General features: G+C 68.9%; 16 protein-coding genes and 2 pseudogenes. 14 read left to right on the top strand and 4 right to left on the bottom strand.

Annotated features, from left to right (window positions below; translation table 11 throughout):
• Positions 1 to 7: 7 nt before the first annotated feature.
• Positions 8 to 973, bottom strand: a complete 966-nt coding sequence (locus tag ACXJLU_RS22580) for a chemotaxis protein CheX (protein ID WP_457334827.1) — start codon at positions 971 to 973, stop codon at positions 8 to 10.
• 143 nt (positions 974 to 1116) lie between these two features.
• Between ACXJLU_RS22580 and ACXJLU_RS22585 the strand changes: the two genes are divergently transcribed.
• From ACXJLU_RS22585 to ACXJLU_RS22595, 3 genes are read left to right on the top strand one after another with little or no spacing between them, the layout of a single operon-like run.
• On the top strand, positions 1117 to 1794 hold the full coding sequence (locus ACXJLU_RS22585; RefSeq protein WP_073466931.1) for a CsgG/HfaB family protein: 678 nt from the start codon (positions 1117 to 1119) through the stop codon (positions 1792 to 1794).
• Positions 1791 to 2165, top strand: coding sequence for a DUF4810 domain-containing protein (locus ACXJLU_RS22590; protein ID WP_457334830.1), 375 nt, complete (start codon positions 1791 to 1793; stop codon positions 2163 to 2165). Before ACXJLU_RS22585 ends, ACXJLU_RS22590 begins: the two co-directional genes overlap by 4 nt.
• On the top strand, positions 2162 to 2848 hold the full coding sequence (locus ACXJLU_RS22595; RefSeq protein ID WP_457334832.1) for a DUF799 domain-containing protein: 687 nt from the start codon (positions 2162 to 2164) through the stop codon (positions 2846 to 2848). Before ACXJLU_RS22590 ends, ACXJLU_RS22595 begins: the two co-directional genes overlap by 4 nt.
• Before the next feature lie 154 nt (positions 2849 to 3002).
• On the opposite strand, the pseudogene ACXJLU_RS22600 reads toward ACXJLU_RS22595, so the two are convergent.
• Positions 3003 to 3557, bottom strand: a pseudogene (locus ACXJLU_RS22600) (protein-methionine-sulfoxide reductase heme-binding subunit MsrQ); the annotation flags it as partial.
• Positions 3526 to 4404: a protein-methionine-sulfoxide reductase catalytic subunit MsrP gene (msrP, locus tag ACXJLU_RS22605; RefSeq protein WP_457334834.1), complete on the bottom strand. Its 879-nt coding sequence runs from the start codon at positions 4402 to 4404 to the stop codon at positions 3526 to 3528. The pseudogene ACXJLU_RS22600 and the gene msrP, both read right to left, overlap by 32 nt.
• A gap of 113 nt (positions 4405 to 4517) precedes the next feature.
• On the opposite strand from msrP, the pseudogene ACXJLU_RS22610 reads away from it, so the two are divergent.
• A pseudogene (locus tag ACXJLU_RS22610) lies at positions 4518 to 4799 on the top strand (HipA N-terminal domain-containing protein); the annotation flags it as partial.
• On the opposite strand, the gene ACXJLU_RS22615 reads toward ACXJLU_RS22610, so the two are convergent.
• Positions 4695 to 5099 (bottom strand): hypothetical protein, encoded by a 405-nt coding sequence (locus ACXJLU_RS22615; RefSeq protein ID WP_457334836.1) that lies wholly within the window; start codon positions 5097 to 5099, stop codon positions 4695 to 4697. The pseudogene ACXJLU_RS22610 and the gene ACXJLU_RS22615 overlap by 105 nt on opposite strands.
• A gap of 25 nt (positions 5100 to 5124) precedes the next feature.
• Between ACXJLU_RS22615 and ACXJLU_RS22620 the strand changes: the two genes are divergently transcribed.
• The 10 genes from ACXJLU_RS22620 (at position 5125) to ACXJLU_RS22665 (ending at position 12383) form a co-directional block, all read left to right on the top strand.
• Entirely contained in the window at positions 5125 to 5676 is a 552-nt protein-coding gene (locus ACXJLU_RS22620) for a type II toxin-antitoxin system HipA family toxin (RefSeq protein ID WP_457334838.1), read from the top strand.
• A gap of 146 nt (positions 5677 to 5822) precedes the next feature.
• Positions 5823 to 6596: a sensor histidine kinase gene (locus ACXJLU_RS22625; protein ID WP_457334840.1), complete on the top strand. Its 774-nt coding sequence runs from the start codon at positions 5823 to 5825 to the stop codon at positions 6594 to 6596.
• Positions 6597 to 6663: 67 nt separating this feature from the next.
• Entirely contained in the window at positions 6664 to 7347 is a 684-nt protein-coding gene (locus ACXJLU_RS22630; protein WP_457334842.1) for a response regulator, read from the top strand.
• Between the two features lie 85 nt (positions 7348 to 7432).
• Positions 7433 to 7873, top strand: coding sequence for a response regulator (locus ACXJLU_RS22635; RefSeq protein WP_457334844.1), 441 nt, complete (start codon positions 7433 to 7435; stop codon positions 7871 to 7873).
• 95 nt (positions 7874 to 7968) lie between these two features.
• Positions 7969 to 8541, top strand: coding sequence for a Pvc16 family protein (locus ACXJLU_RS22640; protein WP_457334846.1), 573 nt, complete (start codon positions 7969 to 7971; stop codon positions 8539 to 8541).
• A 2-nt stretch (positions 8542 to 8543) separates the two neighbouring features.
• A complete protein-coding gene (locus tag ACXJLU_RS22645; protein WP_457334848.1) occupies positions 8544 to 9389 on the top strand; it encodes a hypothetical protein in 846 nt (281 codons plus the stop codon).
• 33 nt (positions 9390 to 9422) lie between these two features.
• Positions 9423 to 11051: a phage tail sheath family protein gene (locus ACXJLU_RS22650; RefSeq protein ID WP_073466942.1), complete on the top strand. Its 1629-nt coding sequence runs from the start codon at positions 9423 to 9425 to the stop codon at positions 11049 to 11051.
• Between the two features lie 66 nt (positions 11052 to 11117).
• Positions 11118 to 11576 (top strand): phage tail protein, encoded by a 459-nt coding sequence (locus tag ACXJLU_RS22655; protein ID WP_073466943.1) that lies wholly within the window; start codon positions 11118 to 11120, stop codon positions 11574 to 11576.
• On the top strand, positions 11576 to 12190 hold the full coding sequence (locus ACXJLU_RS22660) for a phage tail protein (protein ID WP_457334851.1): 615 nt from the start codon (positions 11576 to 11578) through the stop codon (positions 12188 to 12190). Before ACXJLU_RS22655 ends, ACXJLU_RS22660 begins: the two co-directional genes overlap by 1 nt.
• A gap of 22 nt (positions 12191 to 12212) precedes the next feature.
• Entirely contained in the window at positions 12213 to 12383 is a 171-nt protein-coding gene (locus tag ACXJLU_RS22665) for a DUF5908 family protein (RefSeq protein ID WP_457334853.1), read from the top strand.
• Positions 12384 to 12465: the final 82 nt, after the last annotated feature.

Genomic DNA, 12465 nt, shown 5'->3' on the forward strand with positions numbered 1-12465 from the left:
CTTCTCTTCAGAAGAATTCCAGCTCGCCGGTGCTGTCGGCGACGGAGGCGGGATTCGAGAACTCGACGAAGGCCTCGGGGCGGAACAGCAGGTTGAAGATGAAGCGCTGCACGATGGTCAGCGAGCGCTGGCGCGGGTGGCGCGGGTCTGACAGCTGGTAGCGGATGCACAGCTGCGGGTCCTGCGAGCCGAACGAGATGTACTTCTGCTCGTGGTTGATCACGATCGGCACCTGCGTCTGCTGCGTCGGGAACGCCTCGGGCGGGATGTAGTGGTTCTTGAACGCGCCCCAGATCAGGTTCGTGGTCTCGGCGATCAGGTTGTTCAGCTCGCGGAAGCCCAGGTCGCCGCCGACGCCCTCGAAGCCCATGCCCTGGGCCATGCCCTGGCGCAGCGCGCCTTCCTCGGCCTGCAGCATCATGTAGCCGCGGCACCAGGTGCTCTCCAGCGCGATCAGCGTCGACACCTGGCCGTAGATGATGCGGTCGTGCACCACGTAGGGCGGCTCGGCCTCCACCGTTGCGTTCGGGAACATCGAGCGGATGGCCTTGCAGGTCAGCTCGACGATGCCGTGCACCAGCGCCATCGGGTAGCGCAGGCCGAACAGGCTTCGGTCGATGTGGACGCGCAACTCGTCGAGCCGGCCGCTGGCCCACGGGTGCGTGATGCAGCGCGTCTCGTCGTCGGTCAGCGCCCGCGTACTGGTGCGGCGCAGGAAGATCGGCAGCTCCGGACGCTGGCGGTGCAGGGCCTGCGCGAGCTTCAGGCTGTCGGGTTCGTCGCAGGGCAGGTCTTCGGCCAGCAGCACGCCAGCCAGGTCCTTGTGCTGGGCCAGCGCCTCCATCGCGTCGGCCGCGGCGCGCGGCACGGTGATGATGCCGAGCGTCTCGCAGAACGCGAGCAGCTCGGGATAGTGCTTCGGATCGTGCTCGAGCAGCAGGATCTTGGCGGCGAGGAAAGCGGTATCGGCCATGGGAGGGGTTATCGGCAGCATGGCAGGGGGCTGAAAGCATCCTCAATCTTTTTGTCGCTTGCCGTGCCGATGTGCCGGGGGCCTCGCGACGGCCCGTCAGATAATTCACGGGCTTTTGTTCCCATCTCTTCCAGAGGATTCCCATGCTCCAACGTCCGACAGCCGTTCTCGCGGCTGCATGCGCCTTGCTGATCGCCGGTTGCGCCACCGAAAGCTCCCGCACGCTGGAGGTCGCGAAGACGCAGGCCGCCGCAGCGCCGTTCAACGGCACGCGCCTGCCGGTGTCGGTCGGCAAGTTCGACAACCGCTCCAGCTTCATGCGCGGCGTGTTCTCCGACGGCGTCGACCGCCTCGGCAGCCAAGCCAAGACGACGCTGGTCGCGCACCTGCAGCAGTCGCAGCGCTTCTCGGTGCTCGACCGCGACAACCTGTCCGAGACCGGCCAGGAAGCCAAGCTGCAGGGCACGGCGCAGACGCTGCGCGGCGCGTCGTACGTGGTGACCGGCGACATCTCCGAGTTCGGCCGCAAGGAGGTCGGCGACCACCAGCTGTTCGGCCTGTTCGGCCGCGGCAAGACGCAGATCGCCTACGCGAAGATCACGCTCAACATCGTCAACAGCCTCACCGCCGAGGTCGTCTACTCGGCGCGCGGCGCCGGCGAATACGAGTTGTCGAACCGCGAGGTGCTGGGCTTCGGCGGCACCGCCAGCTACGACGCGACGCTGAACGGCAAGGTGCTCGACCTCGCGATGCGCCAGGCGGTCGACGACCTCGTCACCGCGAAGGACAGCGGCCAGTGGGGCAAGGACGCTGCCAAGTGAGGGGCCGCCTCCTGGTTGCCGCCTGCGCGGTGGCGCTGCTGGCCGGCTGCGCCAAGCCGCGCCCGCCGCTGTACCTGTGGGAGTCGTTCCCGCGCCAGCAATACGACGCGCTGCAGCGCGGCGGCGCCGGCGCGCAGGAGCAGATCGCCGCGCTCGAAGAGCACGTCGTGAAGGCGCGGGCGCAGAACGCGGCGCTGCCGCCCGGCCTGCGTGCCCACCTCGGCATGCTGAAGCTGTCGATCGGCGACCCCGGCGAAGCACGCCAGCTCTGGCTGGCCGAAAAGCTGGCGTTTCCGGAATCGGCACCCTACATGGACCAGTTGCTGAAGCGCCTGGACGGCCCGGTGACCAAGGCGGAGAAACCGGCATGACGCTCGCTCGTTCACTGTTTCGATCGGTCGCGTTGACGGCCGCCGTCGCCACGGCCGCGTTGCTCGGCGGCTGCGCGACCTCGCCGGCCTACGACTACACGGCCTTCAATCGCGCCAAGCCGCGCTCGCTGCTGGTGCTGCCGCCGCTGAACGAATCGCCCGAGATCAGCGCGACCGCGTCCGTCTGGAGCCACGCGACCCGGCCGCTGGCCGAGGCGGGCTACTACGTGCTGCCGGTCACGCTGGTCGACGAGACCTTCCGCCAGAACGGCGTGGACACCGCGCACGACGCCCAGGAGGTCTCGCCGAAGAAGCTGCGCGAGTTCTTCGGTGCCGACGCGGCGGTCTACATCAAGGTGCGCAAGTACGGCGCCAGCTACGCGGTGCTGTCGAGCGAGACGCGGGTCGAGGTCGAGGCCCGCATCGTCGACCTGCGCAGCGGCGAGCTGCTGTGGAACGGCTCGGCCGTGGCCAGCTCGTCCGAGGAGCAACAGCAGTCGCAGGGCGGCCTGATCGGCGCGCTGGTGGGCGCGCTGGTGCGGCACGTCATGGCCAACGCGACCGACGATTCGTACCGCTGGGCCGGGGTGGCCGACGACCGCATGCTGGGGGCGCCGCGCCGCAACGGCGTGCCGCCGGGGCCGCGCTCGCCGCTGCACGGGCAGCCGATGCCGGTGCAGTAGGCGAAGCCGTCATCGCATCCGGCTGCGCCCGCGTGCCCCAGGCATGCGCGGCCAGCCGGAACGCGAGCAGCGCTGCCGCGATGCCGGCGAAGACCCCGGCCGACACATGGCCCAGCTTCGCCTGCAGCACGCCGTGCAGCGCGGCGAGCACGGTGGCGGCATACACCAGCCGGTGCAGCCGCAGCCAGTGCCGCTTCAGCCGGCGGATCGCCCCCTGTGTCGAGGTCAGCGCGAGCGGCAACAGCAGCAACAGCGACGCCGAGCCGAGCGCGATGAACGGCCGCTCGGCCAGGTCCTGTGCATAGGCGCGCAGCGTGCCGGCATCGAAGCCCAGGTACAGCCCGAGGTGCACCACCGCGTAGCCGAAGCTCCACAGCCCGAGCTGGCGGCGCTGGCGGATCAGCGCGTTCCAATCGCCGATGCGGCGGCCGAAACGCAAGGCCACCGACCGCGACAACCACACCGACAGGCGGCGCAGCGGCGTGACCGCGAGCGTCGCCAGCAGCAGGCTCATCGCCCACCAGCCGCTCGCATGCGTCAACGCGGCGATGGGGTCGGGCCCGAGCGTGCTGGCCGCGAACCCGATCGACCAGCGCAGCGCCGGCGCCGCGCACAGCACAAAGGTCAGCGGCGTCAGCGCGCCGGCCTGCAGCACAGAGCGCAGCACGGCGGCGCGCCTAGAAATTCCGGGCGAGGTCCATGCTGGCATACAGCGACGCGACCTCAGCCGCGTACCCGTTGAAGGGCAGGGTGGGACGCTTGGCGAGCTCGCCCAGTCGCAGCTCGCGGCGTTGCGACCAGCGCGGGTGCGGCACCTCGGGGTTCACGTTGCCGAAGAAGCCGTACTCCGACGGCGCGGCCTGCATCCAGGTGGTGACCGGCGGCAGCTCCATCAGGCGGATGTGCGTGATGGCCTTCGGGCTCTTGAAGCCGTACTTCCACGGCACGGCGAGCCGCAATGGCGCGCCGTTCTGCGGTGGCAGCGCGCTGCCGTACAGGCCGGTGGCCACCAGCGTCAGCGGGTGCATGGCCTCGTCGATGCGCAGCGCTTCGGTGTAGGGCCAGTCGAGCATCGGCCGGCGCTGGCCATACATCTCGGACGGCCGCAGCACCGAGATGAACTGCACGTGGCGTGCGCGCGAGGTCGGCGCGACGAGCTTCAGCAGTGCGGCCAGCGGAAAGCCGCGCCATGGCACCACCATCGACCAGCCCTCGACGCAGCGCAGCCGGTAGAGGCGGTCTTCCTGCGGGAAGCGGCGCAGCAGCTCATCGAGGTCGAAGCGGCGCGGGCGTTCGACCTCGCCGTCGACGGTGACGGTCCAAGGCGTCGTGCGGAAGTCCTCGGCGAGCTTCCAGACGGCCGCCTTGTCGGGCGAGAACTCGTAGTAGTTGTTGTGCCGGGTCGCGGCTTCGCGCGGGGTGATGTCGTCGGCGGTGAGGGCGGGGGCCGAGGTGGCAGCGGCCGGGCCGGCCAGCGCGGCGCCGGTCAGCGTGAGCAGCTGGCGGCGATCGATCCGCAGGCGCTGCGGCGTGATCTCACTCGGGGACGGGGTCATGCGGGTGTTCGGCGAGGGTGGCAGGCCTCCAGGTCTTCGACTTGCGGCCAGTGGAGGCGCAGGGGACATCTGTCTTGATTCGCGGCGATGCTTTCCGGCGATGGTGGCAGTCGATGAAAAACCTCGACGTCCATTTCTGCGGGTGGGGCCAGGACTGGTTGCTGGGCCGGCTGACCGACAACGACGCGCAGCTGCTGTTCGAATACTCGCCTGAGGCGCTGAAGCGTGGCATTGAGTTCTCGGCGTGGCGTTTGCCGTTGCGGCCTGAGGCCCGTGGCGGCATCCCAAGCTCACAGTTCCACTTGCCCGGGCTGTTGGCGGATGCGCTGCCCGACGGCTGGGGCTTGTTGCTGATGGACAAGCTCGTCCTGCAAAGTGGCCGTGATCCGACTCGCTTGTCGCCGCTCGACCGGCTGGCCTTCGTCGGTGAGCGCGCGATGGGGGCTCTGGCGTTTCGACCGGCAGACGATCTGGAACCTGTCGAAGAAGATCTCTCGCTGCTGCAACTCGGCACGGCGGCAAAGGCGGTGGTCGCAGGGAACGATGTTGATGCCTTGAACGCGCTCGTGATGCTCGGCGGAGCACCGCAAGGTGCGCGGCCCAAGGTGCTGGTGCGCTTCGATCCGGACAGCCGCCAGCTCACCACGCGCGAGGACGGCCTCGGCACGCCCTGGATGGTCAAGTTCCCCGCGCACCGAGCACTTCAGCCTGGGCCGCGCGATGTCGGCCTTCGGCGTCGAGCGCTTCGACCGTGTGGATGCGGGCGCGGGCGCGTTGCGCGTGCCGGTGCATTCCTTCGCCGGCGCGCTGCACGCCGATTTCCGCCTGCCGTCGCTGGACTACCAGACCGTGCTGCGCGCCACCCGCTTCTTCACGCGCGACGAAGTGGAGGTGAGCCGGGCCTTCCTGCGCTGTGTCTTCAACGTCGTGTTCCACAACCGCGACGATCACGCGAAGAACTTCGCGTTGCGCATGAACGAGCGCTTGATGTGGCAGCTGTCGCCGGCCTACGACCTCGTCTACAGCCACGGCCCGCGCGGCCATCACCAGACCTCGATGATGGGCGAGGGCCTGGCGCCCGGGCGCTCGCACCTGCTGGCGCTGGCGCGCGCGGCGCAGGTGCCGCAGCACCTCGCGCTCGATGCGCTGGAGCGCGTCTGCACCGAGGCGGCCCGCCTGCCGCAGCACCTCGACGACGCCGGCGTGCGCCGCGCCACGCGCACCATCGTCACCGCTGCCGTGCGCGACAACCTGCGTCGCTGCGCGCCCTGAAGCCGCGCGTTCTGAAGCGTGCTGAAACTTGCTGAAGCGCAGCGCTGCGGCGCTGTCACAAGCGGTTTCAGGTGCCCATAATCATCTGGTCGTCCGACAACAGGACGGCCGCCTGCGGGCGCCAACAAATCGCCAGGGAGCGAGAAATGCGTACACGAGTTGAGCCGACGGTCCGGTTGCTGCCGGGGTCCGGGTGTCGAGGCCGCCTGCCGGCGCGAGGCCATGTCTGGCCCCGGCTGCTGCCGCGGCAACTTGCCCGGCCCGCGCGCAGCCACCTGCGCACACTGGCCTACGAGATCACCGTCGCCGAGGCCCGCGAGCGCGAGCGCATCGCGCTCGGCCTGCACGACGAGATCGGCCAGTTCCTGACGCTCGCGCGGCTCAAGCTCGGCGCGCTGCGCGACAGCCCGCCGGGGCCCGGGGCGAGCGACCTGCTCGACGAGATCGCGTCGCTGCTGGCGCAGGCCTCGCGCGCCACCCGCTCGGCCACCTTCGACCTCAGCAGCCCGGTGCTGCGCCTCGGCCTCGAGCAGGCCTTGCGCAGCCTGGCCGACCGGCTCGCGGCCGACAGCCGGCTTCAGGTCACTTTCGATGGCGCGATGCCGCCGCTCGCCTTGCCCGAGGCGGTGCTGGCGGTCGTGTTTCGCGGCGTGCGCGAGCTGTGCCTCAACGTGCAGAAGCATGCGCATGCGGCGCGCGTCAGCATCAGCGCGTGGGGCGACGGGCGCACCCTGAAGCTGTGCGTCGCCGATGACGGCGTCGGCTTCCGCACCGATGCGTCGCGCGGCGTGTTCAGCCGCACCGGCGGCTTCGGGCTGGCCAGCACGCAGGCGCAGATCCAGGCGATCGGCGGGCGGCTCGAGATCTCGTCCAGCGCCAGCCTGGGCACGCGCGTCACCATCCTGCTGCCGATGCAGTGAGCGCGGCTGGCTGAACGCATCCGGTCGCGGCATCGCGCGACCCCTGACGACCCCGAGAGGACTGACCATGGGCATTCGCATCGTGCTTGCCGACGACCACCGCATCGTGCGCGACGGGCTGTGCGCCTTGCTGGCGCGCGAGAAAGACATCGAACTGATCGGCCAGGCCGATGACGGCCTCGGCGCCGTGCGGCTGGCGCGCGAGCTGCGGCCCGACATCGTCGTCACCGACGTGTCGATGCCGGGCCTGAACGGCGTCGAGGCCACGCGCCGCATCCGGGCCGACGAGCCGTCGGTGCGCGTGCTGTGCCTGTCGGTGCATGCCGAGAGCCGCATGGTGCTGGCGGTGCTCGAGGCCGGTGCATCGGGCTACGTGCTGAAGGACTGTTCGTACGACGAGCTGGCGCTCGCGATCCGCAAGGCGATGGCCGACCAGATCCACCTGAGCGCCGAACTGGTGGGCCTGGTCGTCAAGGAGGTGCGCAGCCGCGGCCAGCCGCAGGTGGCCGGCGGCAGCGCGGCGCTGACGCCACGCGAGCGCGAGATGGTGCAGCTGCTGTCCGAAGGCCTGTCGACGCAGCAGATCGCCGACCGGCTGCACGTCAGCATCAAGACCGTCGCGACGCACCGCGAGCATGTGATGCAGAAGCTCGACATCAGCAGCCTCGCCGAGCTGACGCGCTACGCGCTGTGCGAAGGCCTAAGTTCGCTCGACCAGCCATGGCGCAGCGCCTCGCGCATGCCGGCCTGAAGGCTGCAGTTCAGATTTCGAGCGGCTGCGTATCAGCCGTTTCCCGATGGCGCGGCGCGCTGCGGCGGTTCACGCTGTGCCCACGATGGCCGTTGCCGCGCCCCCGCTGACCCTCTTCCTGGCCGACGACCACGCGGCCTACCGCGCCTGCGTGGCCGATCTGCTGCGCCCGCACGGTTTCGCGGTCCTCGGCGAAGCGCCCGACGTGCCCGCGCTGCAGGCCTGGCTCGCGCAAGCACCCCTGTACCCCGACGTGCTGCTGATGGACGTGCAGATGCCCGGCGGCGGCCCATCGGCGCTGGCCGCGCTGCTGGCGCACCACCCCAGCCTGCGCGTGCTGGTGCTGTCGATGCACGACGAGCCGGCGATCGTCGCCGCGATGCGCGCCGCCGGCGCCTGCGGCTACGTGTTGAAGGACGACCCGATCGCCGACCTGGTGCAGGCGATCCGCGCGGTGGCCGCCGGCGCGCGCGATGTCGGTCGCAGCGGCGGCATCAGCCGCCCACCGTCACCGTCTCAGCAATGAAGAAGCCCAAGTTCAGAGATTGACCGATGGGCGCGGGCGGCGCACGTCCCTATCGTCGGTGCATTCGTTCACCACACGCCACCACCAAGGTCCCCATGATCGACGCGGCCATCGCGCAAGTTGCCAACCAGTTGAACAACGCCCTGCGGCGCTCGTTCCAGCTGGGCGAGGAGTTGGTCGTCGTCTCGAGCCCGTACGAGCCGGACGGCAGCATCGCCGCGAACATCAACAACAAGCTCGCGGTGTTCCTGGTCAACCTCGAGCGCGACACGGTGCCGGGCTACCGCACGAAGACCGGGGCCGGCGAGGGCCGCCAGGCGCGGGTGCCGCAGCCGGTGTCGCTGAACCTGATGGTGATGTTCGCCGCCAACTTCAGCGCGTCGAACTACCCCGAGGCGCTGAAGTTCATCTCCAGCACGATCGCGCATTTCCAGTCGTGGCCGGTGCTGGACCACCAGAACTCGCCCGACCTCGACCCGCGCATCGAGAAGCTGACGCTCGACATCGAGAACCTCAGCGTCAGCGACCTCAGCAACCTGTGGGGCATGTTCAGCGGCCGCTACCTGCCGTCGGTGCTGTACCGCCTGCGCATGGTGACCTTCGATGCAGGCCAGCTCGATGCGCAGCTGCCGGTGGTGCGCCGCACGCAGGCCGGGGTGGGGGCCTGAGCATGATCGACGTCGGCCCCTACCTGCCGCTGCTGCGCGTCGACTTCGCGCACGGCTTCTTCGCCGACGGGCGCTGTCCCGGGCTGCGCTTCGTGCCGGCCGGCGACACCGCGTGGTGGCTGCGTGCCACCGACGTGATCGAGCGCCACAGCGGCAGTGCGCTGGTGCTGTACGGCCCGGCGCAGGCGCTGAAGATGTTGCCGAACGCGGTGCTCGCGTGGCATGTGCATGCCACCGATGAAGCCTTTCCGACCTGCACCGACAACCCGGCGCAATGGCCCGGCGAACTGCTGTGGTTCGATGCCGGCGAAGCCGCCGCTGTTTCGTCATCAGTTTCGTCGTCAGCGCGACTGCATGCCGGCGACAGCGTGTCGCAGGCCGACGTGCGTCCGCTGACCTGGCCGCTGGTGTCGCAGGCACTGGGTGCCTCGAACGCCTCGCGCCTGATGCCGCCGCTCGCGCTGCTGCGCGTGCCGCTGGCCGCGCTGCCGCCGGCACCGTTGACGTACACCGTGCGCCTCGCGCCGCGTGCGACGGTGTGGAAATACTGCCTGCACGGCGACTGGCCCGAGCCGCAATTGCAGGTCGTCGACCTGGCGAGCGGTGTCGAGTTCGGCGAGCCCGAACCCGACCGGCTCGACAACGGCGCGCCGCTGCTGGCCATCCGGTCGCGGGCGCCGATCGCGCTCGCGCAGCGCAGCGAGCGTCGATTCCAGTTGCGCAGCCGCCAACGCGGCGGCGACAAGGTGCTGGTCAAGCGCCTGCCGGTGGCGGCAGCGCAGTTCCTGGCGCGAGAGCAGATCGGCGGCGAGAGCCGCCTGGTCTCCGAGATCCATGTGCATCGCTAGGCCCCGTCAACACTAACCGCAGAGGAGGCCGCAATGGCCATGAAGACCCCCGGCGTCTATATCGTCGAGAAGAATGCCTTTCCGAACTCGGTGGTCGAGGTGGCCACCGCGGTCCCCGCCTTCATCGGCTACACGCAGCGCGCCGCGAACGCGGGCAAGTCGCTGAACATGAAGCCGTGGCGCATCGGTTCGATGGCGGAGTACCACCAGTACTTCGGCTTCGGCCCGGACCCGAAGTTCGGCATCGCCGAGAAGACCGACCCGAACCAGGTCGCCGCCTTCAAGGCCGGCGACAAGGAGTTCCTGCTGACGCAGGCCGATGGCAAGGAGGGCGGCCGCTTCCTGCTGTATTACGGGATGCTGCACTTCTTCCAGAACGGCGGCGGCCCGTGCTACGTGGTGTCGGTCGGCGAGTACGACAAGACGACGCTGGTCGAGCCCGACAAGCTGATGGACGGCATCGAGCCGCTGGTCAAGGAGCAGGAGCCGACGATGGTCGTCGTGCCCGATGCGGTGCTGCTGTCGGCCAAGGACTGCATCTCGGTGCAGCAGGCGATGCTGCAGCACTGCGGCGGGCGCATGCGCAGCCGCATCGCGATCCTCGACGTGTGGGGCGGTGACCTCGATCGCAAGAACCCGACCGGCGTCGATCCGATCGAGGGCTTCCGCGGTGCGCTGGGCGTCAATTTCCTCGATTTCGCGACGGCGTATTACCCGTGGGTCAACACCACGGTGGTGCAGGACAAGGACCTGGACTACACCCGCGTCGCCAACCCCGACGTGCTGATCCAGCTGCTGATGGCCGAGCTCGCGCTGCCGGCCCAGCTGGACCCGAAGACGCCGGCGCGCACCGCGCAGCAGTGGAAGGCGGTGCAGGACGTCAGCAAGACCGACGACCAGTGGACGGCCGAGATCACCGCCGACGTCAACGCCTCGGACAAGAGCGACGACGAGAAGAAGAAGCTGCTCGACCCGGCCGCGCTGAAGCTGGCGGTGGAGACGCACAAGGCCTTGCTGAACAAGAGCCTGGGCGCGTCGAGCACCTTGTTCAACACCATCATGGCCGAGGCGCGCAACCGGCTGAACCTGATGCCGCCGTCGCCGGCGATGGCGGGCATCTACACGATGGTCGACAACACCCGCGGCGTCTGGAAGGCGCCGGCCAACGTGAGCATGAACGGCGTGGTCTCGCCGGCGGTGACGATCTCGCACGAGGACCAGGAAGACCTTAACGTCACGACGCAGGGCAAGTCGATCAACGCGATCCGCTCGTTCATCGGCGAGGGCGTGCTGGTGTGGGGCGCGCGCACGCTGGACGGCAACAGCCTGGACTGGCGCTACATCAACGTGCGGCGCACGATGATCATGCTCGAGGAGTCGTGCCGCCTGGCGGCCAAGGCGATGGTGTTCGAGCCGAACGTGTCGAGCACGTGGGTGACGATCAAGAGCATGGTCACCAACTTCCTGACCGGCATCTGGAAGCGCGGCGGCCTGGCCGGTGCGGTGCCGGACGACGCGTTCAGCGTGCACGTGGGGCTGGGCGAGACGATGACGCCCGAGGACATCCTCGAGGGGATCCTGCGCGTGTCGGTGCTGGTGGCGATCAGCCGCCCGGCCGAGTTCATCGAGATCACCTTCCAGCAGCAGATGCAGAAGTCGTGATCGCGCGTTGGTGGCGATCTTCGACAACGCTCACGAATCATCCTTTGACCCTTCAGGAGGCAGACCATGGCAGACGACGGATCAGCGCAATCGACCACGGTGTGGCCGCTTCCCAAGTTTCGTTTCTCGGTGAAGTGGGACGCGGCGGAAATGCACTTCCAGGAGGTCTCCGGCCTCGACGTGGAGGCGCAGCCGATCGAGTACCGGCACGGTGACAGCCCGGCCTTCTCGGTGATCAAGATGCCCGGCTTGAAGAAGTACAGCGACGTGACGATGAAGAAGGGCGTCTTCAAGTCCGACAACAAGCTGTGGGACTGGTTCAACGAGATCAAGATGAACGTCATCAAGCGCAAGCCGGTGACGATCAGCCTGCTGGATGAAGCAGGCGGCGTGACGATGGTGTGGACGCTGACGAACGCCTGGCCGACCAAGATCACCGGCACCGACCTGAAGGCGCAAGGCAACGAGGTGGCGGTGGAGACCATCGTGATCGCACACGAGGGGCTCACGATCGCCAATGCCTGATGGCGACGACGATCCCGCCCGCGCCACCGCTGCCACCGCCGCTGCCGCCGCCGAAGGCACCACCGAAGCCTGCGGCGCCACCGGCCGCGCCGGCACCGGTGGCGCGCGGGGTGAATCCGCAGGCCTTGCAGGCGGCGAAGGCGAAGCTGCGGACCACGAAGCCGCTGGAGTTCTACCCGCCGCCGGCGTTTCATTTCGCGGTGACCTTCGGCACGCAGCCGAAGGATGCCGACGGTGCTTTCCGCGAGGTGAGCGGGATCGCGCCCGAGGTCGAGACCGAGACGGTGAACGAGGGCGGGCTGAACGGTTTCGCGCACGTGTTGCCGAAGTCGATCAAGCACCCGCGGCTGGTGTTGAAGCGCGGCATCGCGGTCAGCGATTCGCGCCTGGTGCAGTGGTGCCAGGCGGTGCTGGACGGCGGCTTCGTGAAGCCGATCAACCCGAAGCTGGTGCACGTGTTCCTGCTCGACCATGCCGGCGATCCGCTGCGTTGCTGGTCGATCGAGAACGCCTGGCCGGTGAAGTGGGAGATCGATGGTTTCCAGTCCACCCGCAACGAGGTGGCGATGGAGAAGATCGAGCTGGCTTATGCGCGGTCGAACCGCGTCTATTGAGCGCGTGTACCGGGGATTCCGAATGAGCATCGAGGTGCGTCAACTGCTGATCCGCTCGCAGGTCAATGCGGCGCCTGTGGTGCCGCAGCGGCAGGGCGTGTCGTCGGCCGAGCTGCAGCGGCTGCGTGAGCAGGTGCTGTCCGAGTGCAAGGCCTGGCTGGTGCAGCAGCAGCGGGCGCAGCGGGAGCGGTGATGTTCTGTCGATCACTTCATTCCTCATTCCCTCTCAACCCGGGCGGCTGTGGGGCAGTCGAACACAAGCAGTCCGGGGGCGG

It is taken from the genome of Rhizobacter sp. P5_C2 (assembly GCF_054049715.1).

Coding starts and splice junctions, on each gene's coding strand:
- ACXJLU_RS22580 (WP_457334827.1), bottom strand. CDS start 973: ATGGCCGATACCGCTTTCCTCGCCGCCAAGATCCTGCTGCTCGAGCAC.
- ACXJLU_RS22585 (WP_073466931.1), top strand. CDS start 1,117: ATGCTCCAACGTCCGACAGCCGTTCTCGCGGCTGCATGCGCCTTGCTG.
- ACXJLU_RS22595 (WP_457334832.1), top strand. CDS start 2,162: ATGACGCTCGCTCGTTCACTGTTTCGATCGGTCGCGTTGACGGCCGCC.
- msrP (WP_457334834.1), bottom strand. CDS start 4,404: ATGACCCCGTCCCCGAGTGAGATCACGCCGCAGCGCCTGCGGATCGAT.
- ACXJLU_RS22620 (WP_457334838.1), top strand. CDS start 5,125: ATGTCGGCCTTCGGCGTCGAGCGCTTCGACCGTGTGGATGCGGGCGCG.
- ACXJLU_RS22625 (WP_457334840.1), top strand. CDS start 5,823: ATGCGTACACGAGTTGAGCCGACGGTCCGGTTGCTGCCGGGGTCCGGG.
- ACXJLU_RS22630 (WP_457334842.1), top strand. CDS start 6,664: ATGGGCATTCGCATCGTGCTTGCCGACGACCACCGCATCGTGCGCGAC.
- ACXJLU_RS22635 (WP_457334844.1), top strand. CDS start 7,433: ATGGCCGTTGCCGCGCCCCCGCTGACCCTCTTCCTGGCCGACGACCAC.
- ACXJLU_RS22640 (WP_457334846.1), top strand. CDS start 7,969: ATGATCGACGCGGCCATCGCGCAAGTTGCCAACCAGTTGAACAACGCC.
- ACXJLU_RS22645 (WP_457334848.1), top strand. CDS start 8,544: ATGATCGACGTCGGCCCCTACCTGCCGCTGCTGCGCGTCGACTTCGCG.
- ACXJLU_RS22650 (WP_073466942.1), top strand. CDS start 9,423: ATGGCCATGAAGACCCCCGGCGTCTATATCGTCGAGAAGAATGCCTTT.
- ACXJLU_RS22655 (WP_073466943.1), top strand. CDS start 11,118: ATGGCAGACGACGGATCAGCGCAATCGACCACGGTGTGGCCGCTTCCC.
- ACXJLU_RS22660 (WP_457334851.1), top strand. CDS start 11,576: ATGGCGACGACGATCCCGCCCGCGCCACCGCTGCCACCGCCGCTGCCG.
- ACXJLU_RS22665 (WP_457334853.1), top strand. CDS start 12,213: ATGAGCATCGAGGTGCGTCAACTGCTGATCCGCTCGCAGGTCAATGCG.